Source organism: Lysinibacillus sp. FSL K6-0102, assembly GCF_038003545.1.
In the GTDB taxonomy this organism is placed as follows: domain Bacteria; phylum Bacillota; class Bacilli; order Bacillales_A; family Planococcaceae; genus Lysinibacillus; species Lysinibacillus capsici.
On the sequence record NZ_JBBOPH010000001.1, the window covers coordinates 1878589 to 1902559 of the forward strand.

Genomic DNA, 23971 nt, shown 5'->3' on the forward strand with positions numbered 1-23971 from the left:
ATATAGAGGGATTGCGGATGAGCTTAGTGAAATATGAGATTTTAACAAAGGTGGCAGAGGTGGCAAGCTTTACAAAAGCAGCTGATGCGCTAGGGTTAACACAATCTGCTGTGAGTCATGCCGTGTCGAGTTTAGAAAAAGAGTTTGGCTTTGCGCTCATTCATCGAAGTCGTGTGGGTGTGACATTAACGAGTGAGGGACAAACAATGCTAAGGGCAATGCGTCAGGTTTTGGATGCTCAGGAATTATTGCAACAGGAAGCAGCTCACATTCATGGCGTGACACGAGGTAAGGTTCGAATTGGTGTGATATCGAGTATTTCTTCCAATTGGATGCCAGAAATTGTTCGAATTATGGATAATCAATTTCCAGGGATACAGGTGGAGTTACGAGAGGGAGATTACTATGAAATTGAACAATGGCTTTTAAGTGGTGAAGTAGAAGCAGGATTTTTGAATGGTCAAAAGTCAGAGCAATATCAGTTCACTGAGCTCCAACAAGACCCATTATTATGTATTGTTTCGGATAAAAGTCCATTGTTTGATAAGACAGAAATTGATATCGTAGATTTAGAGGATATGCCATTTATTATGACTTCCTATAAAGGGACAAATGATGTCAAGGTGCTATTAGAGCAATATCATGTTAAGCCGAATATCCGCTTTGAGCTTTCCGAGGAGGTAGGGATTCTTTCCATGATTTCTCATCATTTAGGGATCAGTATTTTACCTCAGTTGGTTATTCAAAATTTACCGCCAACATTGAGAGCGATTCCGTTAAAGCAAGGTGGCTACCGAACGATTGGTATTGCCATGAAACACCATGCTTCGCCCGTCACAAAGAAATTTGCAGAGATATTAAGTGCTTGGCTAAAAGAACAAAACAGCTCCCTAAAATAGTGGCTATTGAAGCCTATCCTTACATTACGTTAAAATAGTATTTGTATATATTTCAGAAAATAGGTGAGTGTATGGGGACATTACAGGGCAAAACCGTACTCATTACAAGTGGGGGAACACTTGAAAAATGGGATCGTGTACGAGGTCATACGAATTTATCAAAAGGCACAATGGGGTGTTATTTAGCAGAGGCGGCGCTGGCTGCTGGCGCTAACGTAGTATACATGCATGGTTACTTTGCACAGCTCCCAGAAAACCAAAATGATATGACATTGATACAATTTGAAGGCATAGAGGATTTAGGACAAAAGGTACGTCATGCAGTTCAACAACAACATGTCGATATCGTTATTATGGCGGCTGCGGGCTCTGATTGGGTCATTGACAAAGTATATGATCAATCAGGTAATTTAATGGAGGAAACGGGGAAAATGCCTTCTGACGAACCACCTATTATTCATTTTAAAAAAGCACCAAAAGTATTAGGTCAAATTAAGGGATGGCAACCGAATGTAACGTTAGTAGGCTTTAAGCTCGAAGCAACGAATGATGAGGAATTCTTGTTAGCTCGTGCCAGACTGCGTATGGAAACAGCCAATGCACAATTTATGGTAGCAAATAGCTCTCAGTCTTTATATGGGGGGGATGAACCTCATTGGATTGTACCTGCTGATGGACAGCCTCTTAAAGTAATGGGCAAGCAAAAAACAGCAGAAGCTTTAATGATGTATTTACAAAATCAATAAATGTGAACTGTGTAGAGAAATATTTCTACACAGTTTTTTCTTGTCTAAAAGATTAGGATCCTATAATATTTACTTAACGGTCGGTAAAAAAGGAGGGTAATAATGGGAAATAAAGAACAAACTTTTCACAAGATTATAGAAATTGCTTATGGGATGTTTGCGGAAAATGGATTTGAAAAAACAAGCTTAGCAATGATTGCTACAGAGGTCGGTATTTCAAAACCAGCCATTTACTATTATTTTCAATCAAAAGATCAATTAATCGCTTTCATATTTGATGAATTGTATAAAGAAATTCAACATGATGTCGCTGTGGATTATAAAGAGCTTTCTTCTGCTAATTTTAAGGAGGAATTACTTAAGCTAGGCTATAAATCTATTGAGGCACAGGACAAGGACCCTTATTTTAATAAAATATTTAATCAATATGTACTATTAGCAGCCCGCGATGAAAACTATAAAAGACAATTAGTAGAGCTAGAAACCAGCTTTTTAACGAGCTTTGTTGCTATCCTACGATATGGCGTACAGCTAGGCGTGCTAGAGGATACTCCCCATATAGAAGTGAAGGCACAGATGCTAGCCCTCGTCTATGATAATATCGGTAATTTCATGTTAACAGGCAACCAATTGAACTATAGGGCTATTTGGAAGGAGGCAGTGAATAGCGTTATCCAAGGGGGCAAAGATGACAATAAGAAATGATGATCGGCGCATTGAAGGTCTTGATTTTGCAAGAGCTCTCGCCATGCTTGGCATGTTCATTGTCAATTTTGGCGTCATAACAGGTTCTACAACGAATGGTTCAACATGGTTAATTGCCTTCCAACATCTTTTCGAGGGACGTGCTTCGGCCGTATTTGTCATGCTAGCAGGAATAGGGACAGCCTTAATGACTCGTCAGGCTAGAGAGAGTAAGGACCCAATCCTTCTTCGTCAAAATCGACTTACTTTGTGGAAGAGGGCGCTTTTGTTATTTACGATAGGGATAATATTATATGCAATCGGCTGGACAGGAGATATCTTACATTATTATGGCGTGTATATGTTTGTTGCTGCTTGGTTGATTGCCCAATCCAAGAAAATGATGATCTTCATAATTGGTGCCATCCTTATCCTTTCACAATGGCTTCAAATTCAATTTAGTTACCTTGCTGGTTGGCATCCAACATATGTGCTACTAGAGTATCTTGATTTTTGGACACCAGCAGGATTTATAAGAAATTTGATGTTTAATGGCTATCATCCACTATTCCCCTGGATTTGCTTCTTTCTGATAGGTATGGTAGTGGGCACATTAGATTTAACAAATCATACATTAAGAAAAAACTTACTGGTGATAGGTTTATTGTTAGTCATCATGACTGAGACTTGTTCAACGTTATTCATTAAGATGACAACCATTCATTTATTAGATGTAGAGAGTGCATTGTATTTATTTGATACAGGACCGATTCCACCGAATATGATGTATGTCCTATCTAATTCGGCTTCGGCTATTGTTATCATTGTTGGCTCCATCTATCTTGTAGAGACATGTAAAAATAAAGTTATTCAATCTTTCATATTAACAGGACAAATGTCTTTAACGCATTATGTTGGCCATGTTGTTATAGGCATTGGAATACTAATTATTTGCCAAAAGCTGGAGAACCAAACACTTGCTTTTTCCATGCTGTATGCCTGCTGTTATTTTTTAGGATGTGTCGTTGTTTCTGTATGGTGGAGGACTAAACATCATCGAGGCCCACTTGAATTCATGATGAGGAAATGGAGCTTGTAATAAATTAATGGATTGCCATCTATTTCTCACTGACTAGGCATAAAATACTTTAGGTTTAGGGAGTCTTTTAATCTAAACGACATATTGCATAGTATTCAACTAGGTTTTCTAATATTTTGTATTGACATTCCTATAGCAGAATTATAGAATTATTTTCAAGAAACGCAGTACTCTTATCAAGAGAGGTGGAGGGACTTGGCCCAATGAAGCCTCGGCAACCGAACAACAGGTGCCAAATCCAACAGATGGTGTCTGAGAGATAGGAGGGGCTATCAATCAGTTTGATGCGTTGGCCTCTTTATGAACAATAAGGATAAAAAAGAAGGGGTGTATCGTATGGCTCAGTCAGTAAAAGTAGATGATAAGAAACTAGAGGCAATTGCGAAGGCGATTCAAAATCTTGAATTTGGTGAAGTGCATATTACGATTCAAGATGGTGTGATTGTGCAAATTAATAGGCTTGAAAAGCAGAGATTTCCGCAGAAAAAATAACAATGATTTCAGTAGAACTTATGTCAAACGGCCACCTATAAGCATGAAGGATTTCCTGTGCTTACAAGTGGCCCTTTTTTTGTGTAAAGACTAGCTATAAAAGCTTTTTGGTATGGGACCGATATGACGGCGATGATAAAGCAAAGGCTCTTTTTGAGCATTTGTAATGTCTACGACCTGCCCAATAAAAATGGTATGGTCGCCAGCATCGATTTGCTGAAATGTTTTACATTGTAAATTAGCTGCTGTATCATGTAAAATCGGTAGTCCTAAAGAGGAAGTTGACCATTTTGCTTGTGCAAAGCGATCAGGGATTTTACTGGCAAATAGTGTACATAAATGCTCTTGATCACTCGCTAAAATATTGACCGCAAAATTTGGCGCAGTCGTGAAATAAGGATGGAGCTGAGATTTTTTATCGAGTGACCACAAAATAAGGAGCGGGTCGATTGAAACAGATGCAAAGGAATTGACGGTTAAGCCAATCGGTTTTGTGTCATGACATGTCGTGACAACTGTTACGCCTGTAGGATAATTACCTAATGCCAATTTAAAAGCAGCTACTAAATCTGTCATTCAAATCACCTCTTTATGAAATTAGTGAACGGAGTTTGTAGGTAAACGAAACTTTTTTTCATATCCTACTAGTAACTCCTTTTCTTGAGTAAATTTTAAACTAATCAAACATACAGGTAAAGGTAATGGGGAAAGAAAGGGGAATGGCCATGACTTTATATTTTGATCATTTGGTTCATCAAGTGGAATCACCAGAAAATATAAAGGTTTTCTTCAATAAACGAAATGTCCATACAGTGAATGGTGGGCAGCACACGATGTGGGGGACTTATAATACGTTAAGCTACTTTGGCTTAAGCTATATTGAACAAATTGCTATCTATGATCGTGATTTATTTGAGCAAGCGGCACAATACCCATATTCCCTACATTATACGTTTAAACGTGATCAAGAGCGCCAGGGATTTTCTCGAATTGCTCTGCGCACAAAAAATATTGAGGAAGAGGGTCGACGCTTGCGAGCATTGGGCTATGAAGTATATGGACCAGATGCATGTAGCAGAACAAGACCAGATGGCACTGTGGTAGAATGGAAGCTACTGCATTTTGGTAAGCCAGATCTGCCAATTGATTTTCCATTTTTGATTGAATGGGCGGAGGAAGATGAAGAACGTTTGGTTCAATTAAAGGCAAGTGGTGCCATTGATGTCAAACAGGCTATAACGATGGAATCCGTCCAATTCTACGTCAAGGACATGCAGGCAACAGTTAAGCTGTGGCAAGAGGTGTTACAGCTACCAGTGCCTACGCAATATGAGCAGTATTTGTCACTACAGCTACCGAATATGCGCTTAGATTTCTATGAGGAAGAGAGCGCGATGACAATGACACTTGGTCATGTCAAAGAGGGACCATTTGGTGTTACATTAAAGGATCCTAAACGAACAAAGGAAACTTTAGTTTGCCCTGGTGCTTTTTATTGGATAAATCGATAAGGAGAAAAGGCTGGGCCATAACTAACTGGGACCTTCATTAAGCCGAATAATCTTTAAATTAACAAACATGATAACTAGAAAAACCGAACTATTCCGAAACACTTCGTAAGCGTTTTAGTGGATAGCTCGGTATTTTTATGGGCTGAAACACTTTTGCTTCTGCCTTTTTACATAAGTATTGAAAAACAAAACCATCAATAGAATTTCTGGTGCTGGCTACTTGCTTTCCTGTGGATTTAGCGTTACAGAGGAGACCCTGGAGCGAAATCACCTCCTCACCTTGCTAGAAAGTTTTAGCTAGTGACATGATCTTTAATTCAACAATATGGAAAAATCCACTTCATCAGAGAAGTGGATTTTCGTTGCCAATTATTATTCAATTGTCATTTTTTTCGGTGTTTCTGTACCTGTATACCAATCAAATTCAATTTCAAATGAATGCTTGTCGCCCTTTTTTGTATAGGAGTATTCGATTTTGAGCTGTTCACTTGGGCTGACAACTGTTGGCTCTGTGTCTTGAACAAAAGTGAATTCACCATTTTCTTTAAGCTTTTTTGCAATCGTTTCCAGTGTTGCTGCAAATTCTGCTACACTTTGTCGTTCTTTATGCTTCAAAATAACTTCAGTCATGGGTTTATTTTGTTTTTGCATCGAAATCCCTCCTTACGTATTGTTACTTCTATTATAACATGGAGGGGGCATTCAGCTTATAAAACAATACAAAAAGCGGATGAAGGAAACGATGCATTTCCTAATCCGCTGCTAATCTGGAACTACACGGATAGTCCCATTACGCTTATAGTTTTACAACATTTGATGCTTGGGGTCCACGATTGCCTTCCACAACATCAAATGAAACCTTTTGACCTTCTTCAAGTGTACGGAAGCCTTCCTCCTGGATGCCCGTAAAATGAACAAATACATCTTCGCCATCATCACATTCAATAAAGCCATAACCTTTTTCATTATTGAACCACTTTACGATCCCCTGTTGCATAAGCATTCGCCTCCAATGCGCTTGAATGTAAAATAAAGTTAAATAAATGGTGCACTCATTGAGAAAATGTGAAAAAATTGCATTTTCTCTTAGAACATACAGGAATTGAACAAATAAGTCAATTGATTGACGAAATGCTTGCATATCTGGCTTTCTTTTTTTTCACAATTAAGACTATAATGGAAATGAACAACATAGAAAGTAGGATGCCAAATGACAACGAAAAATCAACCATTATCAGATTTAGAAATCGCTAGTCAAGCAGTGATCAAACCTATTACGGAAATTGCCAATGCTGCGGGTATTCCAGAGGATGCTCTTGAGCAGTATGGACGCTACAAAGCAAAGATCGACCCATTAAAAATTACTGCTCAGGGCGAGGATGCAAAGGTAGTATTAGTATCAGCTATAAGTCCAACCCCAGCTGGTGAAGGAAAGTCGACTGTGACTGTTGGACTAGCAGATGCCCTTCATCAATTAGATAAGAAGGTGATGGTCGCATTACGTGAACCATCATTAGGTCCAGTCATGGGCGTAAAAGGTGGCGCAACTGGCGGAGGTTACGCACAAGTTATACCAATGGAGGATATTAATTTACATTTTACTGGCGACCTTCATGCGATTACAACAGCTAACAATGCTTTATCCGCATTTATTGATAATCATATCCACCAAGGAAATACACTTAACATTGATCCACGACGCATTATTTGGAAGCGTGTCATGGACTTAAATGATCGTGCCCTTCGTAAGGTAGTGGTGGGATTAGGTGGTCCTGTTCAAGGCATGCCGCGCGAGGACGGCTTTGATATAACGGTTGCCTCTGAAATTATGGCAGTATTCTGTTTAGCAACAAGCATTGAGGATTTACGTGAGCGTATCGCTAGTATCGTGATTGGCTATACTTTCGAGCGTGAGCCTGTCTTTGTGCGTGATTTACAGGTAGAGGGTGCCTTAACACTATTATTAAAAGATGCCTTCAAGCCAAACCTAGTTCAAACATTAGAGGGAACACCTGCTATTATCCATGGTGGTCCATTTGCTAATATTGCCCACGGCTGTAATTCTATTATGGCGACACAAACCGCTCGTAAGCTAGCTGATATTGTGGTGACAGAAGCGGGCTTCGGCTCTGATTTAGGTGCTGAAAAATTCATGAACATTAAAGCTCGTAAGGGAGGCTTTAAACCAAGCGCAGTTGTCATTGTAGCGACAATTCGTGCATTAAAAATGCATGGTGGTGTACCGAAAACAGCGCTTGTAGGTGAAAATGTGGAAGCACTCCTACAAGGAATTGAAAACTTAGCTAAACATGTAGATACAGTTCGTACATTTGGCGTTGAACCAATTATTGCCTTAAATCGTTTTATCACGGACACAGAGGCTGAACTAGAAGCCGTTCTGAACTGGTGTCAAGAAAATCATGTTCGCATTGCCCGTACGAATGTCTGGGAAGAGGGCGGTAAAGGTGGTCTAGCCTTAGCTGAGCAAGTACTAGCTGTGCTAGAGGAAGAAAACAACTTCTCTCCTTTATATGATGTAACAGAGTCAATTGAAGAAAAGGTACGTACGATTGTGCAAAAGGTATATGGCGGGAAAGATGTACAATTTACAGACCAAGCCAAAAAACAAATTGCCCAAATCGAAAAATTTGGTTGGGACTCCCTTCCAATTTGTATGGCGAAAACCCAGTATTCTTTATCAGACCAACCAAGTTTACTTGGTCGTCCAGAAGGCTTTACCATCACAATTCGCGAAGTTATTCCAAAGCTTGGTGCAGGCTTCTTAGTTTGTCTAACTGGCGATATTATGACAATGCCAGGACTTCCAAAAGCACCAGCTGCGCTACGCATGAATGTCGATAACGAAGGACATGCGGTAGGATTGTTCTAACAGAATATTAAAAGCTGCCTACTTAAATGGGCAGCTTTTTTATTGATAATGGGTAAACATGGTTCGTAGGAGGTGACCCAATTCATCGTCTATCTACAATGCAAATATGGTATAAAAGTAAAATTTCGGATGATTCCTTCATCCACCTCTTGAGTAAAAATTCATAAAAATTAATTTTTTTAAAACGATTTTAAGATTCTAGTGAAAACTAGGATCTTTTTTATGTTGCACAAAAATCACGAGAACTTTCCTTATATAAATGTGTTTGGTATTTTTTATCAATAGTTCTCTGATATTGGAAAGATAGAGCGGGTTTTTACAACGAAGGACAATTGTCAAATGAATTTTTATTTAAAAAATACATTGAATTTTCTTTTTCTTTTAAATATAATTTATTTAATTCTAATTCGGAACACTGTACCGATAATAGGAACACGGAGGGATGAAGTCTTGAAAATCGCAACAGATATTGGCGGTACTTTTACTGACCTAGTTTTCACAGATGAAAAAGGAAATCTTCATTTTGATAAGGGACATACGACACCTGGTCACTTTGAGGATGGCATATTAAATGTATTAGGACGACATGTAACGGAAGATTCTTTCATTGAATCATTTATACATGGATCGACGGTTATCATCAATACATTAACGGAAAGAAAAGGGGGCGTAGTTGGGTTAATTACAACAAAGGGTTTCCGAGATGTTATAGAAATTGCTCGTGGAAATCGACCAGACTTATATAACTTTAAATATAAAAAGCCAGAACCATTTGTAGAGCGTTATTTACGTCAAGAAATTGATGAGCGAATTGATTTTAAAGGAAATATTATGAAAGCGCTTAATACCGAGGAAGTTGACGAGATCGTTTATAAATTTAAGGAATTAGGTGTTGAGGCGATTGCCATTTCCTTAATACACGGCTATAAAAATCCAATTCATGAACAACAGTTAAAAGAAGCCATTTTAAAAATTTGGCCTGAAGTATATATCACACTTTCAAGTGAAACGATTAAAGAATACCGTGAGTATGAAAGAACAAACACAACAGTCCTAAATTCTTATGTAAAGCCAATTGCACATGCCTACTTAAAAAGCCTAAAAGAGAAATTAAGCACAATTGGCATTACAGACCATTTAAAAATTATGCAATCGAATGGCGGGACTACAAGCTTTGATAAAGCAATGGAGCTACCAATCAACCTCGTTGAATCTGGACCTGTAGCAGGGATGTTTGGGGCAGCTAAATTAGGCCAACTATTAAATGAATCGAATATCATAGCTTTTGATGTTGGTGGGACGACAGCAAAATGTTCACTTATTACAGATGGCAAAGTCAATGTCACAACAGATTACTATATTGAAAGAAATGAAAAATTTGCGGGCTATCCAATTAAAACACCTGTAGTAGATATTGTGGAAATAGGAAATGGTGGTGGCTCTATCGCACGTGTAGATCAGTTTGGCTCATTAAAGGTTGGACCAGATTCAGCTGGGGCAAAGCCAGGGCCTGTAGCATATGGCTTAGGGAATACACAGCCAACAATTACAGATGCCAATGTTTATTTAGGAAGATTATCCTTAGCAAACTTTGACAACCCAGTATCCATTGACAAAGTGGAGGAGGCTCTTGTTGAAGCAATTGCGAAACCATTTAATGTGTCAGCAGAAGAAGCAGCACAAGGTATTTTAGATATTGCAAACTCCAATATGTTAAATGCACTGAAGCTGATCTCTATTCGTAAAGGCTATGATCCTGAAGACTTTACAATGGTGGCATTTGGTGGTGGTGGTCCACTACATGCGATTAATTTAGCAGAAGAGCTTGGTATGAAAAAAGTCATTATTCCTTATGGCTCATCCGTCTTCTCAGCATTAGGAATGATGATGACCGAATATCGACAAGATTACATTCAAACAAGTTTAATGAACTTTGACAAAGACCATCTTGCGGCTATTCAAGAAAATATTGATCAAGTCATTGCCAATGCCTATGCAGATGCACCATTATCAAAGGATCATTATTATTTTGAAATTAATTATGATTTACGCTACAAAGGTCAAGAGCATGCCGTTAAATTAAATGCATCAGCTATTACGCTTGATGAAGAGGGGCTACTTGCATTAGCAGAAGCCTTCCATATCAAACATAAACAAGAGTTTTCTTTTGATTTACCAGCTACACCAATTGAGTTAGTCAACTTACATCTTACAATCTACGGGAAAGATGAGGCGGTTCAATTTAAAGAGCTAGACTTCTCTCATATCGACAATTCTACATGTATCAAGGCACAACGCAATTTATATGTGAAGGGAACAGGTTGGGTAGAGGTCAATGTCTATGACCAACAAAAATTAGTACCTGGCTATGTCATTACAGGTCCTGCAATTGTGGAAAATCCAACATCTACGGTCGTAATCAATAATAATCAATCAATTGAAATTGATAAATACGGCAATTTGATAGTAGAGATGGAGGGGAAATAAAACATGAAAAAAGATGTTTTTGCAGTAGAAATTATTCAAGATTCATTGCTAGCTATAGGCGATGAGATGTTTATAGCTCTAGCACGCTCTTCTATGAGTCCAGTAATCTATGAAGTATTAGACTATGCTTGTGGTTTAACAGATGCCAAGGGTAATTTAATTAGTCAAGGAAACGGTGTAACGAGCTTTATTGGGATGTTAAGTCCAATGGTACAGCGTGTAATAGAGAAGTTTGATAATGGGAAAAAACTACATGAAGGTGATGTCATTATTATCAATGACCCTTATGTTGGAGGTGGCTCGCATTTATCGGATGTGGGCTTAGTTCTCCCAATTTTCTACAACGGTGAAATTATTGCGTACTCTGCCAATAAAGCACACTGGACGGAGGTAGGGGGCATGGACCCTGGTTCGTTTACAAGTAATTCTAATGAAATCTATCAGGAAGGTTTACAGCTACCAGGTGTCAAACTTTATCATCAAGGTGAGTTGAACGATGCAGTCTATGAAATCATTTCTACGAATGTTCGTTTACCAGAGCTTTCAATCGGAGATATGTTTGCACAAGTAGCCGCCTTAAAAACAGGTGAAAAACGAATCGCAGAGCTTTGTCAGAAGTTTGGTGCGGAATCGGTGAAATTATCCATTCAAAAATTATTGGACAAGGGTGAGAAAATTGTAGAGTATGAGCTTCAACACCTACCTAAAGGTGAATTTTATGCGGAGGACTTTATTGAAGGGGACCCATTAAAGGGTGGGCCTTATCCAATAAAAGTGAAAGTCACAATTAGTGATGAGGCGTTTATTTGTGACTTTAGAGGCTCACATCCTGCAGTCAATGTGCCAATGAACTGTTCTCAGTTTGGTTTAATGGCAAGTGTACGCGTTATGTTCCTAGCATTACTTGGCGATATTGACGTAATTAACGAAGGTGTCTTTAAACGCTTAACGATTATCACAGATGACAATTCGATTGTTTCAGCTAAACGCCCACATCCTGTGTCTATGAATTTTGAGGCACGTATTGGGGCAGCTGATCTAATTTGGAAAGCTCTTGCGCCGCATTTACCAGAACGCTTATCGGCAGGGCATTTACAATCTGTTTGTACGTTTATTCTCACTGGGAAAAATCCTGAAAATGATGAGTCATTCCTAATTGTTGAGCCATCTGTTGGTGGCTGGGGAGCGGCGAATGATGAGGATGGGCAAAGCGGGCAATACTGTATGGGAGATGGTGAAACATATAATCTTCCAGTTGAAATTGCAGAAACAAAATACGGTATTCAAATTGATGAATATAGCTTAAATTGTGACGGTGCTGGTGCTGGTCAATTTAGAGGTGGCTTAGGTGTTCGTCGCGTTTATACAGTCAATCATGATGGTCAAAGGGTTTCTGTGAACTTAGGTAGACATCAATTCGCGCCATTCGGCTTAAATGGTGGAGGAGAAGGCTCTCACAACTATTTAATCATTCATAAAAAGGATGGAACGAAAATTGGACCAGTGGGCGTACTTGCCAATTATGAATTGCAAAAAGGCGACCGTATTGAGCTTGTGACTGCTACTGGCGGTGGTTATGGTCCTCCACACGAACGAAGCTTAGAGGCCATTGAACGTGATCTATTAAATGAATATATTTCTGTAGATGTAGCGAAAGAGCGATACGGTTATCAAAACGCTTAAAGGGAGAAATAGATGACTGTCAAGACATTAAAAAACTCATTGGATATACTAGAATGCTTTGCAACGACAGAAAATGCATTAGGTGTTCGTGAAATTTCACGCATGATGAAACTGCCGACAAGTGTCGTGCAAAGAACCATTAATACATTTACAGAAGCGGGTTATTTAATACAGGATGAACACACGAAAAAATATAAATTAGGTTATAAAATGTACCTTTTTTATGATGTGTTATCGAATTCAAAAGACCCTCACTCGACCATTTATGAATTGATGCAAAATCTTGCCAGTGAAATCAATGAATCAGTATTTCTTACTTATATGGACAATGAATACGGTGTCACAACGAAAATAGCCGAAAGCAATAAAAATGTAAAGTATGCGGTGTCTTTAGGAACAAAGACACCCCTTTATATCGGTGCTTCCTGTAAGGTCATGTTTGCTTATTTAGACGAGGACAGGCAGCTGGAATTAATGGCCTTCTTTCATGAGGAACAATCGAAGGAAGAGCAGGTTTCTTTCCTAGCGTCATTAAAGGAAGAGCTGCAACAAATTCGCCAAAACAACTGGTGTGTTACCATCGGGGAGTATAATGAACATGCATTTGGCATTAGTGTACCGTTATTTAACTATAAAAAGGAAATCACTGCATCTCTTACAATTTCTGGGTTAGTATATGATTTAGATGATCAAAGGGAGAAAAATATGCTTGAACAGTTAGTGAAAGTAGCTCAGCAAATACAATCACACATTTCAAAATTATAACAACAATAGGGGAGCTGACACTATGAATAATAAAGTATTACATCCAAGGGCTTTAGAGCCTGTAACTCTACTAATGATCGTCTTAACATCTGTTGTGGGGGCAATTATTGGGATACAGCTAATTACGACTTTAGGGATTTCTGCCAATACATCAATCGTTGGGGCAATATTTGCGATGATTCTTGGAAGAATACCGATTGGCAAGCTAATTGCCTTTAAATCTGTACACAGACAAAATATTATTCAAACTGCCATTTCGGCAGCAACGTTCAGTGCAGCAAGTAGTTTAATGTTGCCAATTGGTATTCCATATGTATTAGGCTATGAAAATTTAGTATTACCATTGTTTATCGGTGTTATTTTAGCGATGTTTGTTGATGCTTTATTATTATATAAATTTTTCGATACAAAGATTTTCCCAGCAGCAGGTACTTGGCCACCGGGAATTGCAACAGCTGAAGCCATTAAAGCGGGCGATAAAGGCGGTAAGAATGCAAAGGTATTAATTGGTGGCGTGTTAATTGGTATCGTGGGATCTGTTTTGAAAATCCCAATGTCAGCTTTTGGGGTAGCGTTCATCGGTAATATTTGGGCACTGACGATGTTTGGGATTGGGCTTTTATTAAGAGGCTATTCTGTTCAATTATTTAATGTTGACTTAAATGCTTACTATATTCCACATGGCGTTATGATTGGTGCTGGGATTGTAGCACTTTTCCAAGTAGCTTTTGCCTTATTGAATAAAAAGTCGGCTAAAAAGTCAGAAGAGTTAAGCTATTCAAAAGATGCAAAAGAAATTCGACAAGCATTTGGTGTTGGGTTTATAGCATATTTAGCCATTGCTCTATTAATCGCTATTTTAGGCGGTATTATTTCACACATGTCTTTCGGTATGTTAATAGGATTCATCATCTTTGCAACGATTGCTGCATTTGTCCATGAGCTAATTGTAGGTATCGCAGCGATGCATGCGGGTTGGTTCCCTGCATTTGCAGTGGCATTTATTACACTGATTGTTGGTATTTTAATTGGTTTCCCAGCTCCAGCACTTGCATTACTAGCAGGGTATAGTGCTGCTACAGGGGTAGCATTTGCGGATATGGGCTATGACTTAAAAACTGGTTTCATTTTACGTGGTAATGGTAGTGATGTTGCATTAGAAAAAGAAGGTCGCAAGCAACAATTGATTGCTGGTATGCTAGCTTTTGCAATTTCCGCAGTTGTAGTATTGCTATCCTATAAATCTTATTTTGCACAGGATTTAGTAGCACCTGTTAACCATGTGTATGCAGCAACAATTCAATCAGGCGTTACAGGCGATGTAGCGAAACAATTAATGATTTGGGCGATTCCAGGTGCATTAATTCAGCTAATTGGTGGGTCAAAACGTCAAATGGGTATCTTATTCGCAACAGGTTTATTACTTGTCAATCCAATTGCTGGCTGGGCTGTATTAGTGGGTATCATACTTCGTGTTATTTTCACATATGTGACGAAAGGTAAGAGAGAATCTGAAATGACGGTCTTTGCAGCAGGTGTCATAGCTGGAGATGCGCTATATAGCTTCTTCTCTTCCATTCTAAAAATAGGGAAATAGAAAGGAGTCATGCTGAATGGCGAAAGGATTATCGTATGAGGATGGGATTGCTGCCGTTTATGGAGGAGCAATCCTTGGCGGAGGCGGCGGTGGTCTCCTAGAGGAAGGACTCAAGCTAGTGGAGGAAATCTTTGCAGCAGGCGAACCTCAAATCGTGGATATTACCGAATTAGACCAAGAAGATTTAGTTGCCTGTGTGGCAATGGTAGGTGCGCCATCAGCGGCCGATCAATATATTTCAAATGAACAGCTTTGTTGGAGCTATCGTAGTATGAACAACTATATCAATCAACGTCTAAAGGGCATCATTACCAATGAAAATGGTGCCATCACGACGATCAATGGCTGGTTGCAGTCAGTCTTATTACATGTACCTGTTGTGGATGCTCCCTGTAATGGACGAGCACATCCAACGGGAATCATGGGTTCTTTAAATCTCCATGAACAACAAGAATATCAATCCGTACAATTTTATGCAGGAGGAAAAGATGACTTCGCCGTCCAAGGCTTTGTGGAAGGGAATTTACACAGCACTGCAAAGACAGCACGCCAAGCTTCTATTTTAGCAGGCGGGCTAGTCGGGGTCACTCGAAATCCTGTGACGATTGACTATTTACAAAAACATGGCGCACCAAATGCGATTACTATGGCCATAGAGCTTGGCTATTGCTTCTTAAATGGGCAAACCTTTGAAGAAAAGCTAGCCCATGTGTTGCAGTATTTGAATGGCGTGCACATCGTATCAGGCGCTGTCACAAATTATTCGTTAACAAAGGAAAATGGCTTCGATGTAGGGGAATTATCAGTGGGTGATTACCATCTGACGTTCTGGAATGAATATATGACATTATCGAAGGAAGGGCAGGTACAATCCAAATTTCCAGACCTCATCATGACGTTCGATACAGAGAAAATGATGCCAGTTCCAAGTGCAAGTATTGAAGAAGGAATGCATGTTGCAGTGATTCATGTAGACCAATCTAACTTAAAATTAAGTACAACCATGCAAAACGAAGCACTATTGCGGGAAATTGATGAAGTGATCAAAGGCGTTCTATAAAGTAAGAAAATAAAACAGTAAAAGCTGCCATCATCTACTTGAATGTAAGATGGGCAGCTTTTATTTGTCCTTCAGCGGGATGGTAATACATTTTATCACAATCGTTCCTACTTCCTTTTTCACTTCATACATTGATGGCTTAAATGAATTTCTTACTGATTTGCACAACTCATCGAACGTGGTATTCACAAGCTGTAAGCAATTATCGTGTACGATTTTCATTAAAGGGAGGAGCTACGTTCATACATAATCAAGGTATTGACTAGAAGAAGGTAACAACCAGTAATGAAAAAACAATGCACTTCTGCTACAACTGGCGAAATCCTTTTGGTCATGCAACAAACTAACTTGTTGTTCACATTTTCGGCATGTACATTTGGCTATGCGGGTTAAACAAAGAATTTCTAAGGGAAAGTGTTCACTTTTATTTGTTTAGATGAATGGTTTTCAATACGCACGTCATCTTTTAAACAGGTTATTCAATTGTAAGCCCGCTGAAGTTAATGTTAAATCTGTTAAACACACAGCTGTTGTACATTGCTGAAAAATATGAGGTACAGAACAAATAGCTGTTCTGTACGTTTATCATACAATATTCTGAAAAATTAGTCAATTGAAATGGATTTGATTTTTAATTTTTCTAGATTACCTCTTATGTAATAAAATACAGTATAATTTTGTAGGAAAGGAATGAGTGTAGACTATGAATCATTTAATGAATAAAGTACGTGAAATATATGAGCAATTTGATGCTAGTCATGATTTTCAACATATTGAACGTGTCTATCAAAATGCATTAGCTATCCTACATAGCGAGCCAACAGCAGATGAAGAAGTTGTGAAAATAGCGGTACTTTTACATGATGTCAGTGACAAAAAGTATACCGATAGCAAGGAAAAGGAAGAACAGCTTATTGCGGAATTACCTGTTAGCGAGGAAAAAAAGCAACATATTCGTGATTGTATTGCTCAAGTGTCCTTTAATGGTGGGAATGAGCTAGAAGCAACATCATTGGAAGCAAAAATCGTCCGAGATGCAGATCGTTTAGATGCGATTGGTGCTATTGGCATTGCCAGAACATTTGCTTATGGTGGCGCAAAAGGTCGCAAGCTTTATGATAAGGAAGAAGAAGCACGCACAAATATGTCAGAGTCAGAATATCGTCAAAACAATACCGCGTCTGTTACTCATTTTTATGAGAAATTATTATTGCTAAAAGATTTAATGGTGACGGAAAAGGGCAAGCAAATGGCACTTGAACGTCATCAATTTATGGAAAGCTTTTTAAAGCAACTCCAGCACGAAATCGGTCAATAGCACATAGCACAAAAACCGCCTTTTCAATTTGAAGGGCGGTTTTTGTGCTTCATTCGGCTATGGTCTTCGTACCACCAAAAGGATGTATGGTAAGCTAGTACTTTAGTTTTGTATTGACTATCAAATAGATGGGAGACGCACAAATGAGGAATCCTTCATCATGTGTTACTCCATTACCTTTTAATAGCTTAGATGGATTCATTAAAATAGGAGGATATCGCTGTTGTTAATGCTTCCCAAATGATTGTCAGGTCTGCTTGGGAAGTACGCCAATTACTGAAAGCCGCACGAATAGCTGGCATATCTTTGTAGACAGTTGGCGTCATGTATACTTTGCCTTGTTGATTTAAAGTAGTTAAAAATTGTTGGTTCATTTCAGCTGTCAGTGCCTCATTATTGACGGCGAAGCACACGATATTCAGTCGAACAGGTGCTAGCAATGTAAAGTAGGGACTGTCATCTATTTTTTGACCAAGCTGTTGTGCGAGTAATACATTTTCTTCTATTAATTGTTGGTAGCCCAATTTACCATAGGCCTGTAAAGAAAACCAAGCAGGTAGCGCACGAAAACGACGTGAATTTTCAGGTGTAAGATCACAGAAATCTGGATTTTCAAGGGAACTACCAAGATAGGCAGCATTATTTTGAAAAACGGTTGCTTGCAACGATTGATGACGGGTAAATTGCATAGCGGCATCATAAGGGACGTTCAGCCATTTATGTGCGTCAATTGTAATAGAATCTGCATAATTCATGCCCTCAACAAAGTGACGATACTTTGGTGAACAGGCTGCAAAGCCACCAAAGGCCGCATCGATATGAAGCCAGAAAGGGTATCGCTTTTTTAGCTCGCCAATTGCTTGCAAATCATCAAAGTCAACCGTATTGACAGTTCCCGCATTTGCTACAACTATACAAGGTTCATGTAGGTTTTCTTCAAGAAACTGCTGTAATTTTGTGATATCAATGGCTTCTCGCTGTTCTAGGCATAGCATAGTATGAATGGAATTTCTCCCCATGCCAAGCATAGAGGTTGCTTTGATTATACTTGAGTGGGGCGTTTCGCTAACAATCTTTATTGGAGGGATACCATATAGACCATCCAGAGCAGTGTTTTTTCCATAGTATTGTGCAATCCATTCCCTTGCTTGAGCAAGTCCTACAAAATTAGCCATCGTAGCCCCACTGACAAATGTTCCTCGATAATCATCGCTTAATAGCAATAACTCCTTTAGCATGTCAATTGTCGCAAGCTCCATTGAACCTGCAATAGAGCCCTTAGAATGGGATAAATTTTGATCGTAAACACTTACTAACCAATCTCCGACAATCGAAGCAGGGGTAGATCCACCTGTGACAAAACCTAAGTACCTTGAGCCTACACTACTATTTAAGCCTTCAGCAAATTGCTTTGTAAAATATTGAAGTGTTGCCTGAGCACCCTCACCCACTTCTGGAAGTGTCGGAGTAGGAACACTAGAGGAATGGTTCGTTACAGCTCTATGCTCCAGATTAGTAAAAAAATTGGCTGCATGGTCAACTACATCCATTAAAAGCGTTTTTATTTTTTCCTGATCTTGCTTCATGTTCATCATGTATCATCATTTCCCTTCATTTTAACTTAGCTATTTCTGCCTCTACACTATATAGTGATATATATAACAGTCAAATGAAGACTATAACAGTTGGAGGTCCAATGGAAATAAAGCTGAATCGTCAGTCCGATCAATCTTTAATTGATCAAATTTCAACTATCCTTGCAGAAAAAATAAGGTCAGAATTTTTACAGGAAGGGAGCCAATTACCTTCTATTCGGAGCTTTTCAAAAGAAAATCAAGTGAGTCCTGTCACAGTCAGTAAGGCATATGCCTTATTAGAAAGAAATGGTTATATTGAAGTGATACATGGCAAGGGGGCGTTTGTTCGAAACAAAGAACAAAGAAGCTCAAATGAGAGCGGTAGTGATTATAATTGGCAACTAACCATTCCTGATTACATTCAACGTTCACAATCTATGTTAAATAAAAGAATGGAATATGCGATGAAATTCTCCAGTGCGACCATCCACCCTGGATTATTACCCTCTGTTTATTTGGTGAATGAAATTGTGGCGATATTACAGGCAGATCCTCAGATTGTGGCTCGTTATGGAACGGTACAGGGGGATGAAGATGCACGAAAGGCAATCCGAGACTATGTCAAAACATATAGTAATATTGCCACAACACCGCAGGAAATTATTGTGACAAACGGTGTACAACAAGGTATAGATTTAGTGGCTAAAACATTTATTGGACCTGGAGATATTGTCATTACCGAAGCCCCTACATATACAGCAGCAATCGATGTCTTTAGAAATCGTGGGGCCCACATTATTCCCATACCAGTAGACGAGGAAGGAATGCAGACAGCTCTTCTAGCGACACTCTGCCTAAGCAAACAGCCAAAGCTTATCTATACAAATCCTACCTTCCATAATCCTACAGGCACAGTTTTAAGTGAAGCAAGAAGGAGAGAATTACTGGATCTTGCCCAACAATATGGCTTTCTTATTGTAGAGGACGATTCATGGAATGAAATTTATTTTGACGATAACCCACCACCACCACCTCTGAAAGCTTTAGATACAAGTGGTCATGTTATTTATTTAAAAGGCTTTAGTAAGACGTTGGCCCCAAGCTGTAGAATCGGCGCTATCCTTTCAAAAGGTACCGTTCATCAACGACTTTTATCTGCCAAATCCAGTGCCGATTCGGGTAACCCCTTATTAACACAAAAGGCACTGATTCCATTTTTACGTTCAGACCGAATGCATGCCCATTTAGAAAAACTGCGCATTGCACTTGAGATAAGAAGGGATCAGACCATTGCATTGTTGAATAAGCATGCACCAAAGGGCGTTACGTGGATCGAGCCAAAAGGTGGACTTAATATTTGGGTGTCTTTACCTAGTAATGGCAATACGGATGAGCTGTTATGGAAGGCTCAACAAAAACAAATTACCTTTTTACCAAGCACAGCTTGTTATCCAGGAGAGCCACAATATCACCATCTAAGAATTAGTTACTCTTATCCTGAACCTCACGACTTAACACAAGGAATCATCAAGCTTTGTCAGCTTATGGAATCCTATTTACAGGACATGCCACCAGTTCGTTGATAGTTTGTTGTTCTTTGTTTACCTGCGGTTTGATGTTATGATGAATAGTGGATATCAATAATCGTCTACATAAAAATCGTGTGGGCATGAACAATACCTAACATGAAAGAGATGGAATAGTGGAATGAGTCATTTAATTGTACAAAATTTAACCAAAACAGTGGGCGATAAAACGCTTTTTCAAAATATTGAATTTACCATTTATGAGGGAGAGCGGGCAGGCTTAATCGGTATAAATGGAACGGGAAAATCAACCCTGTTATCCATTTTAGCTGGGGACATGGAAGCGGATTCGATGACAGTAGATCGCCCGAATAAATACCGTGTCGCTTATTTACCACAGGAGCCTACATTTCAGGCAGGTGAAACAGTTTTACAAGCTGTCTTTTCAGGCGATTCGCCCATTTTACAGCTGAATCGTCAATATGAGGAAACGGTTGCTGCACTAGCAAGTAACCCAACATCCGAAAGTTTACAAAAGACGTTATTTAGTCTGCAACAGCGCATGGATGAAGAGCAGGCATGGGATGTCAATGCCCTTGCAAAGACGGCCTTAACAAAGCTTGGTATTGAAACTTTTGAAAAAGAGGTACTAACGCTATCAGGCGGTCAGCAAAAACGTGTTGCATTAGCGAAGGTGTTAATTGAACCAGCGGATCTTTACTTATTGGATGAGCCCACCAACCATTTAGATGTACAGTCTACAGAATGGCTTCAAGAGATGGTCTTACGATTAAAGGGTGCAGTGATTTTCATCACCCACGATCGTTATTTCTTAGATGAATTATCAACACATATTTACGAGTTAGCAAATCAAACCTTGTATCGTCATACAGGGAATTACGGTGATTATTTAGAGGCTCGAGCTATTCGTGAGGAGATGCAAGCTGCTTCTGCACAGAAGGATCGCAATCGTTATCGTTCAGAATTAAAATGGATACGTCGTGGTGCGAAGGCGCGTTCAACTAAGCAAAAGGCTCGTATTCAACGCTTTGAAAAGCTAGAAGAAAACCTAGAACGCAAAACAGAAGATGTTTCCTTGGATATGGGACTTGCGACAACACGTCTTGGACGTAAAGTGCTGGAGGCTGAGAAAATTTCGAAAGCCTTTGGCCAGCAAAAAATCCTTGAAAAGTTCTCATTTCTACTACAGCAAGGTGATCGAATTGGCATTATTGGCGCGAATGGTGTAGGAAAATCAACTTTGTTGAACATGCTAGCAGGAGAGCTGACACCCGATCAAGGTGAAATTCTTGTTGGGTCAACGGTCAAGCTGGCACATTTCAAGCAAACATTGCCGAAAATGAATGAAAATGAGCGTATGATTGAATATATACGTGAGGCTTCAAATGATATTACCGATGCAGAGGGTGTCCGTTACTCAGCTGCTCAAATGCTGGAGCGCTTTTTATTCCCGTTGCATGCTCATGGTACTCCAATTGGAAAATTATCGGGCGGTGAGCGCAAGCGTCTTCATTTATTACGTTTATTGATGGAGCAACCAAACGTCTTATTATTGGACGAGCCAACGAATGATTTAGATATTGAAACATTAGGTGTGCTAGAGGATTTCATCGAGCATTTCCCAGGCGTGGTTATCACGATTTCCCATGATCGTTTCTTCCTCGACCGTATTGCGAAAAAGCTATGGATACTAGATGGTCAGGGACAAGTAGAGGAAACACTGGATCTATACAGTGAGTATCTGGAGAAACGTGAGCAGACAGCTACTGTCAAAGTAGAAACGTCAAAAGTAGAAAAGCCAAAATCAGAAAAGCCAAAATCAGACAAAAAAAAGCTATCGTTTAAAGAGCAAAAAGAATGGGAAACGATTGCAGACGAGATAGAGAAAACAGAAACTGCTATTATGGAGACCGAAGAAGGAATCGCCAATGCAGGCTCAGATTTTACCAAGCTACAGGAATTAACAGCTAAGTTGGATGAGCTAAATGCACAGTATGAGCATCTAATTGAAAGATGGTCGTATTTAGATGAAATAGTTAACGGATAAGGAGCGATAGACATGAAGATTATTACCATTGAACCGACGCCAAGTCCCAATTCTATGAAGATTGTTGTTGATACAGAGCTACCATTCGGGAAGAGCTATAATTTTACAAAGGATAATAAAGACGAAGCAACAGGCGAGGCGGCTGCTATTTTAGCGATTGAGGGAGTAAAGGGCGTTTACCATGTAGCCGATTTCTTTGCTGTTGAGCGCAATGCCAAATATGCATGGGAAGGCATTCTAGCAAGTATTCGTCAAGTGTTAGGGGAAGATGTCCAAACACAAGAAGAAACGGTTGTGGCCAATGAATTTTATGGAGAGGTTTATGTCCATGTACAATTTTACAAGCAGGTGCCTTTACAAGTAAAAGTTTTTGATAACCAACGTGAATATCGTATTAGCTGCGGAGACCGTTTTGTCGATGCTTTTAATCAAATTATTGAGTCAGCAGTAGATGAAAACTATATTTTCCAACGTAAGTGGATTGATTATGGGGTTCGCTACGGTGAGCTTGAGGAAATTGCTGAAACAATCAAACAGGAGATTGATGTCACTTATTCTGCAGACCGTTTAGCAGAAATTGTCACAGCTATCAATAATGATGGTGAAAAAGCCGCTGTGAAAACGGACAAACTTAAAGTGACAGTAGAACAGTTCAAGCAACCTGAATGGGAGAAACGCTTCCAACTGCTCGATCAAATGGCTGATCCTGAGCTAGACGACCTACCGCTATTAGATTTAGCCTTACAGGATGAACAAATGTCTATCCGTCGACTAGCGACGGTGTACTTAGGCATGATTGAGGATGTGGCAGTTGTCCCTTATTTAGAAAGAGCCCTACAAGATAAAAGTGCAGCAGTACGTCGAACAGCAGGTGACTGCATGAGTGACCTTGGCTTTGTAGAATTTGAAGAAGCCATGCTGCAAGCCTTACAGGACAAAAACAAATTGGTTCGCTGGCGCGCAGCCATGTATTTATATGAGGTCGGCACAGAACAGTCCTTACCAGCATTGAAGGCTGCCGAAGATGACAAAGAATTCGAAGTGAAGCTACAAGTGAAAATGGCCATTGCCCGTATCGAACAAGGCGAGGAAGCAAAAGGCTCGGTTTGGAAGCAAATGACCGAGTCCCGTCAACAATAATCAGGAAAAACCAGCAAATGCTGGTTTTTTTCTATTTTGTAATGGTTGGCATTCGCCCTATAAATGGGTAAGGTGCTTCTGAATGGTGATAGGTCCTCTCCAAGAGTGAGCGAACTATGGACCAGCTCTTAAAAAGGGTGAACCGCTCAAAAGAAGCGGAACCCGCTCTAAAAAGAGATGAAACCGCTCCAAAGAACCAAAAACTTTTTTCTCCAAATTAAAGAAATCCCGCTCAAAAAAGTGTTCCCTCTTCCAAACTATAATTATCTAACCACCTGAAAATCAAAAACAATACTCTCTTGCATTCGATGAATTGATCGAAAAACCGTGTAAAACAGAAAAAAATGTTGTTTTCTAGTGATTTATTGCTAAACAAAAAGTTAAAGGCGTTCTTTGAATCATTAACATATTGTCTAGTTTCATAGAGAA

At 39.3% G+C, this 23971-nt stretch carries 20 protein-coding genes and 1 riboswitch; of the genes, 16 read left to right on the plus strand and 4 right to left on the minus strand.

Annotation, left to right across the window (positions count from 1 at the left end):
• Positions 1-17: 17 nt before the first annotated feature.
• The 5 genes from NYE73_RS09310 to NYE73_RS09330 all read left to right on the plus strand — a co-directional run bounded on the left by NYE73_RS09310 (position 18) and on the right by NYE73_RS09330 (position 3920).
• Positions 18-899, plus strand: a complete 882-nt coding sequence (locus NYE73_RS09310) for a LysR family transcriptional regulator (RefSeq protein ID WP_048390089.1) — start codon at positions 18-20, stop codon at positions 897-899.
• Between the two features lie 71 nt (positions 900-970).
• Positions 971-1645 (plus strand): phosphopantothenoylcysteine decarboxylase domain-containing protein, encoded by a 675-nt coding sequence (locus NYE73_RS09315; protein WP_048390090.1) that lies wholly within the window; start codon positions 971-973, stop codon positions 1643-1645.
• 102 nt (positions 1646-1747) lie between these two features.
• Positions 1748-2350 carry a TetR/AcrR family transcriptional regulator gene (locus tag NYE73_RS09320; RefSeq protein ID WP_259948661.1) on the plus strand — a complete coding sequence of 201 codons (603 nt, stop codon included), beginning with the start codon at positions 1748-1750 and terminating at the stop codon, positions 2348-2350.
• Entirely contained in the window at positions 2334-3428 is a 1095-nt protein-coding gene (locus NYE73_RS09325; protein ID WP_054550814.1) for a DUF418 domain-containing protein, read from the plus strand. Before NYE73_RS09320 ends, NYE73_RS09325 begins: the two co-directional genes overlap by 17 nt.
• Before the next feature lie 170 nt (positions 3429-3598).
• Positions 3599-3694: riboswitch (SAM riboswitch) on the plus strand.
• Between the two features lie 34 nt (positions 3695-3728).
• Entirely contained in the window at positions 3729-3920 is a 192-nt protein-coding gene (locus NYE73_RS09330) for a YezD family protein (protein ID WP_036218773.1), read from the plus strand.
• 90 nt (positions 3921-4010) lie between these two features.
• On the opposite strand, the gene NYE73_RS09335 is transcribed toward NYE73_RS09330, so the two are convergent.
• Entirely contained in the window at positions 4011-4496 is a 486-nt protein-coding gene (locus tag NYE73_RS09335) for a flavin reductase family protein (protein ID WP_048390098.1), read from the minus strand.
• A 149-nt stretch (positions 4497-4645) separates the two neighbouring features.
• On the opposite strand from NYE73_RS09335, the gene NYE73_RS09340 reads away from it, so the two are divergent.
• Positions 4646-5431, plus strand: coding sequence for a VOC family protein (locus tag NYE73_RS09340; protein ID WP_048390099.1), 786 nt, complete (start codon positions 4646-4648; stop codon positions 5429-5431).
• Between the two features lie 372 nt (positions 5432-5803).
• Here NYE73_RS09340 and NYE73_RS09345 read toward each other — a convergent pair whose 3' ends face one another.
• Entirely contained in the window at positions 5804-6082 is a 279-nt protein-coding gene (locus NYE73_RS09345; protein WP_048390101.1) for an amphi-Trp domain-containing protein, read from the minus strand.
• 145 nt (positions 6083-6227) lie between these two features.
• Positions 6228-6428, minus strand: a complete 201-nt coding sequence (locus NYE73_RS09350; RefSeq protein WP_004269397.1) for a cold-shock protein — start codon at positions 6426-6428, stop codon at positions 6228-6230.
• Between the two features lie 213 nt (positions 6429-6641).
• Here NYE73_RS09350 and NYE73_RS09355 point away from each other — a divergent pair, with 213 nt between their 5' ends.
• The 7 genes from NYE73_RS09355 to NYE73_RS09385 all read left to right on the plus strand — a co-directional run bounded on the left by NYE73_RS09355 (position 6642) and on the right by NYE73_RS09385 (position 17231).
• Entirely contained in the window at positions 6642-8321 is a 1680-nt protein-coding gene (locus NYE73_RS09355) for a formate--tetrahydrofolate ligase (RefSeq protein WP_048390103.1), read from the plus strand.
• 450 nt (positions 8322-8771) lie between these two features.
• On the plus strand, positions 8772-10808 hold the full coding sequence (locus NYE73_RS09360) for a hydantoinase/oxoprolinase family protein (protein ID WP_054550816.1): 2037 nt from the start codon (positions 8772-8774) through the stop codon (positions 10806-10808).
• A 3-nt stretch (positions 10809-10811) separates the two neighbouring features.
• Positions 10812-12491 carry a hydantoinase B/oxoprolinase family protein gene (locus NYE73_RS09365; RefSeq protein WP_259948666.1) on the plus strand — a complete coding sequence of 560 codons (1680 nt, stop codon included), beginning with the start codon at positions 10812-10814 and terminating at the stop codon, positions 12489-12491.
• Positions 12492-12503: 12 nt separating this feature from the next.
• Complete coding sequence (locus NYE73_RS09370; protein WP_054550817.1) at positions 12504-13256, plus strand: IclR family transcriptional regulator; 753 nt, start codon at positions 12504-12506, stop codon at positions 13254-13256.
• A gap of 22 nt (positions 13257-13278) precedes the next feature.
• A complete protein-coding gene (locus NYE73_RS09375; RefSeq protein ID WP_048390111.1) occupies positions 13279-14853 on the plus strand; it encodes an OPT/YSL family transporter in 1575 nt (524 codons plus the stop codon).
• A 16-nt stretch (positions 14854-14869) separates the two neighbouring features.
• The gene (locus NYE73_RS09380) at positions 14870-15913 is read left to right on the plus strand and encodes an S-methyl thiohydantoin desulfurase domain-containing protein (RefSeq protein WP_259948669.1); all 1044 of its coding nucleotides are present in this window, start codon (positions 14870-14872) and stop codon (positions 15911-15913) included.
• 703 nt (positions 15914-16616) lie between these two features.
• Positions 16617-17231, plus strand: a complete 615-nt coding sequence (locus NYE73_RS09385; protein WP_259948671.1) for an HD domain-containing protein — start codon at positions 16617-16619, stop codon at positions 17229-17231.
• 188 nt (positions 17232-17419) lie between these two features.
• Here NYE73_RS09385 and NYE73_RS09390 read toward each other — a convergent pair whose 3' ends face one another.
• A complete protein-coding gene (locus NYE73_RS09390) occupies positions 17420-18817 on the minus strand; it encodes a pyridoxal phosphate-dependent decarboxylase family protein (RefSeq protein WP_340815481.1) in 1398 nt (465 codons plus the stop codon).
• Between the two features lie 110 nt (positions 18818-18927).
• On the opposite strand from NYE73_RS09390, the gene pdxR reads away from it, so the two are divergent.
• The 3 genes from pdxR (at position 18928) to NYE73_RS09405 (ending at position 23542) form a co-directional block, all read left to right on the plus strand.
• Positions 18928-20391 (plus strand): MocR-like pyridoxine biosynthesis transcription factor PdxR, encoded by a 1464-nt coding sequence (gene pdxR, locus NYE73_RS09395; RefSeq protein WP_259948675.1) that lies wholly within the window; start codon positions 18928-18930, stop codon positions 20389-20391.
• Between the two features lie 124 nt (positions 20392-20515).
• Positions 20516-22402 carry an ABC-F family ATP-binding cassette domain-containing protein gene (locus NYE73_RS09400; RefSeq protein ID WP_259948678.1) on the plus strand — a complete coding sequence of 629 codons (1887 nt, stop codon included), beginning with the start codon at positions 20516-20518 and terminating at the stop codon, positions 22400-22402.
• 12 nt (positions 22403-22414) lie between these two features.
• The gene (locus tag NYE73_RS09405) at positions 22415-23542 is read left to right on the plus strand and encodes a conserved virulence factor C family protein (protein ID WP_048390119.1); all 1128 of its coding nucleotides are present in this window, start codon (positions 22415-22417) and stop codon (positions 23540-23542) included.
• Positions 23543-23971 lie beyond the last annotated feature (429 nt).

Excerpts from the sequence above, each read along its gene's own strand:
- NYE73_RS09310 (WP_048390089.1), top strand. The coding sequence starts at position 18 with ATGAGCTTAGTGAAATATGAGATTTTAACAAAGGTGGCAGAGGTGGCA.
- NYE73_RS09315 (WP_048390090.1), top strand. The coding sequence starts at position 971 with ATGGGGACATTACAGGGCAAAACCGTACTCATTACAAGTGGGGGAACA.
- NYE73_RS09320 (WP_259948661.1), top strand. The coding sequence starts at position 1,748 with ATGGGAAATAAAGAACAAACTTTTCACAAGATTATAGAAATTGCTTAT.
- NYE73_RS09325 (WP_054550814.1), top strand. The coding sequence starts at position 2,334 with ATGACAATAAGAAATGATGATCGGCGCATTGAAGGTCTTGATTTTGCA.
- NYE73_RS09330 (WP_036218773.1), top strand. The coding sequence starts at position 3,729 with ATGAACAATAAGGATAAAAAAGAAGGGGTGTATCGTATGGCTCAGTCA.
- NYE73_RS09335 (WP_048390098.1), bottom strand. The coding sequence starts at position 4,496 with ATGACAGATTTAGTAGCTGCTTTTAAATTGGCATTAGGTAATTATCCT.
- NYE73_RS09340 (WP_048390099.1), top strand. The coding sequence starts at position 4,646 with ATGACTTTATATTTTGATCATTTGGTTCATCAAGTGGAATCACCAGAA.
- NYE73_RS09345 (WP_048390101.1), bottom strand. The coding sequence starts at position 6,082 with ATGCAAAAACAAAATAAACCCATGACTGAAGTTATTTTGAAGCATAAA.
- NYE73_RS09350 (WP_004269397.1), bottom strand. The coding sequence starts at position 6,428 with ATGCAACAGGGGATCGTAAAGTGGTTCAATAATGAAAAAGGTTATGGC.
- NYE73_RS09355 (WP_048390103.1), top strand. The coding sequence starts at position 6,642 with ATGACAACGAAAAATCAACCATTATCAGATTTAGAAATCGCTAGTCAA.
- NYE73_RS09365 (WP_259948666.1), top strand. The coding sequence starts at position 10,812 with ATGAAAAAAGATGTTTTTGCAGTAGAAATTATTCAAGATTCATTGCTA.
- NYE73_RS09370 (WP_054550817.1), top strand. The coding sequence starts at position 12,504 with ATGACTGTCAAGACATTAAAAAACTCATTGGATATACTAGAATGCTTT.
- NYE73_RS09375 (WP_048390111.1), top strand. The coding sequence starts at position 13,279 with ATGAATAATAAAGTATTACATCCAAGGGCTTTAGAGCCTGTAACTCTA.
- NYE73_RS09380 (WP_259948669.1), top strand. The coding sequence starts at position 14,870 with ATGGCGAAAGGATTATCGTATGAGGATGGGATTGCTGCCGTTTATGGA.
- NYE73_RS09385 (WP_259948671.1), top strand. The coding sequence starts at position 16,617 with ATGAATCATTTAATGAATAAAGTACGTGAAATATATGAGCAATTTGAT.
- NYE73_RS09390 (WP_340815481.1), bottom strand. The coding sequence starts at position 18,817 with ATGAAGCAAGATCAGGAAAAAATAAAAACGCTTTTAATGGATGTAGTT.
- pdxR (WP_259948675.1), top strand. The coding sequence starts at position 18,928 with ATGGAAATAAAGCTGAATCGTCAGTCCGATCAATCTTTAATTGATCAA.
- NYE73_RS09400 (WP_259948678.1), top strand. The coding sequence starts at position 20,516 with ATGAGTCATTTAATTGTACAAAATTTAACCAAAACAGTGGGCGATAAA.
- NYE73_RS09405 (WP_048390119.1), top strand. The coding sequence starts at position 22,415 with ATGAAGATTATTACCATTGAACCGACGCCAAGTCCCAATTCTATGAAG.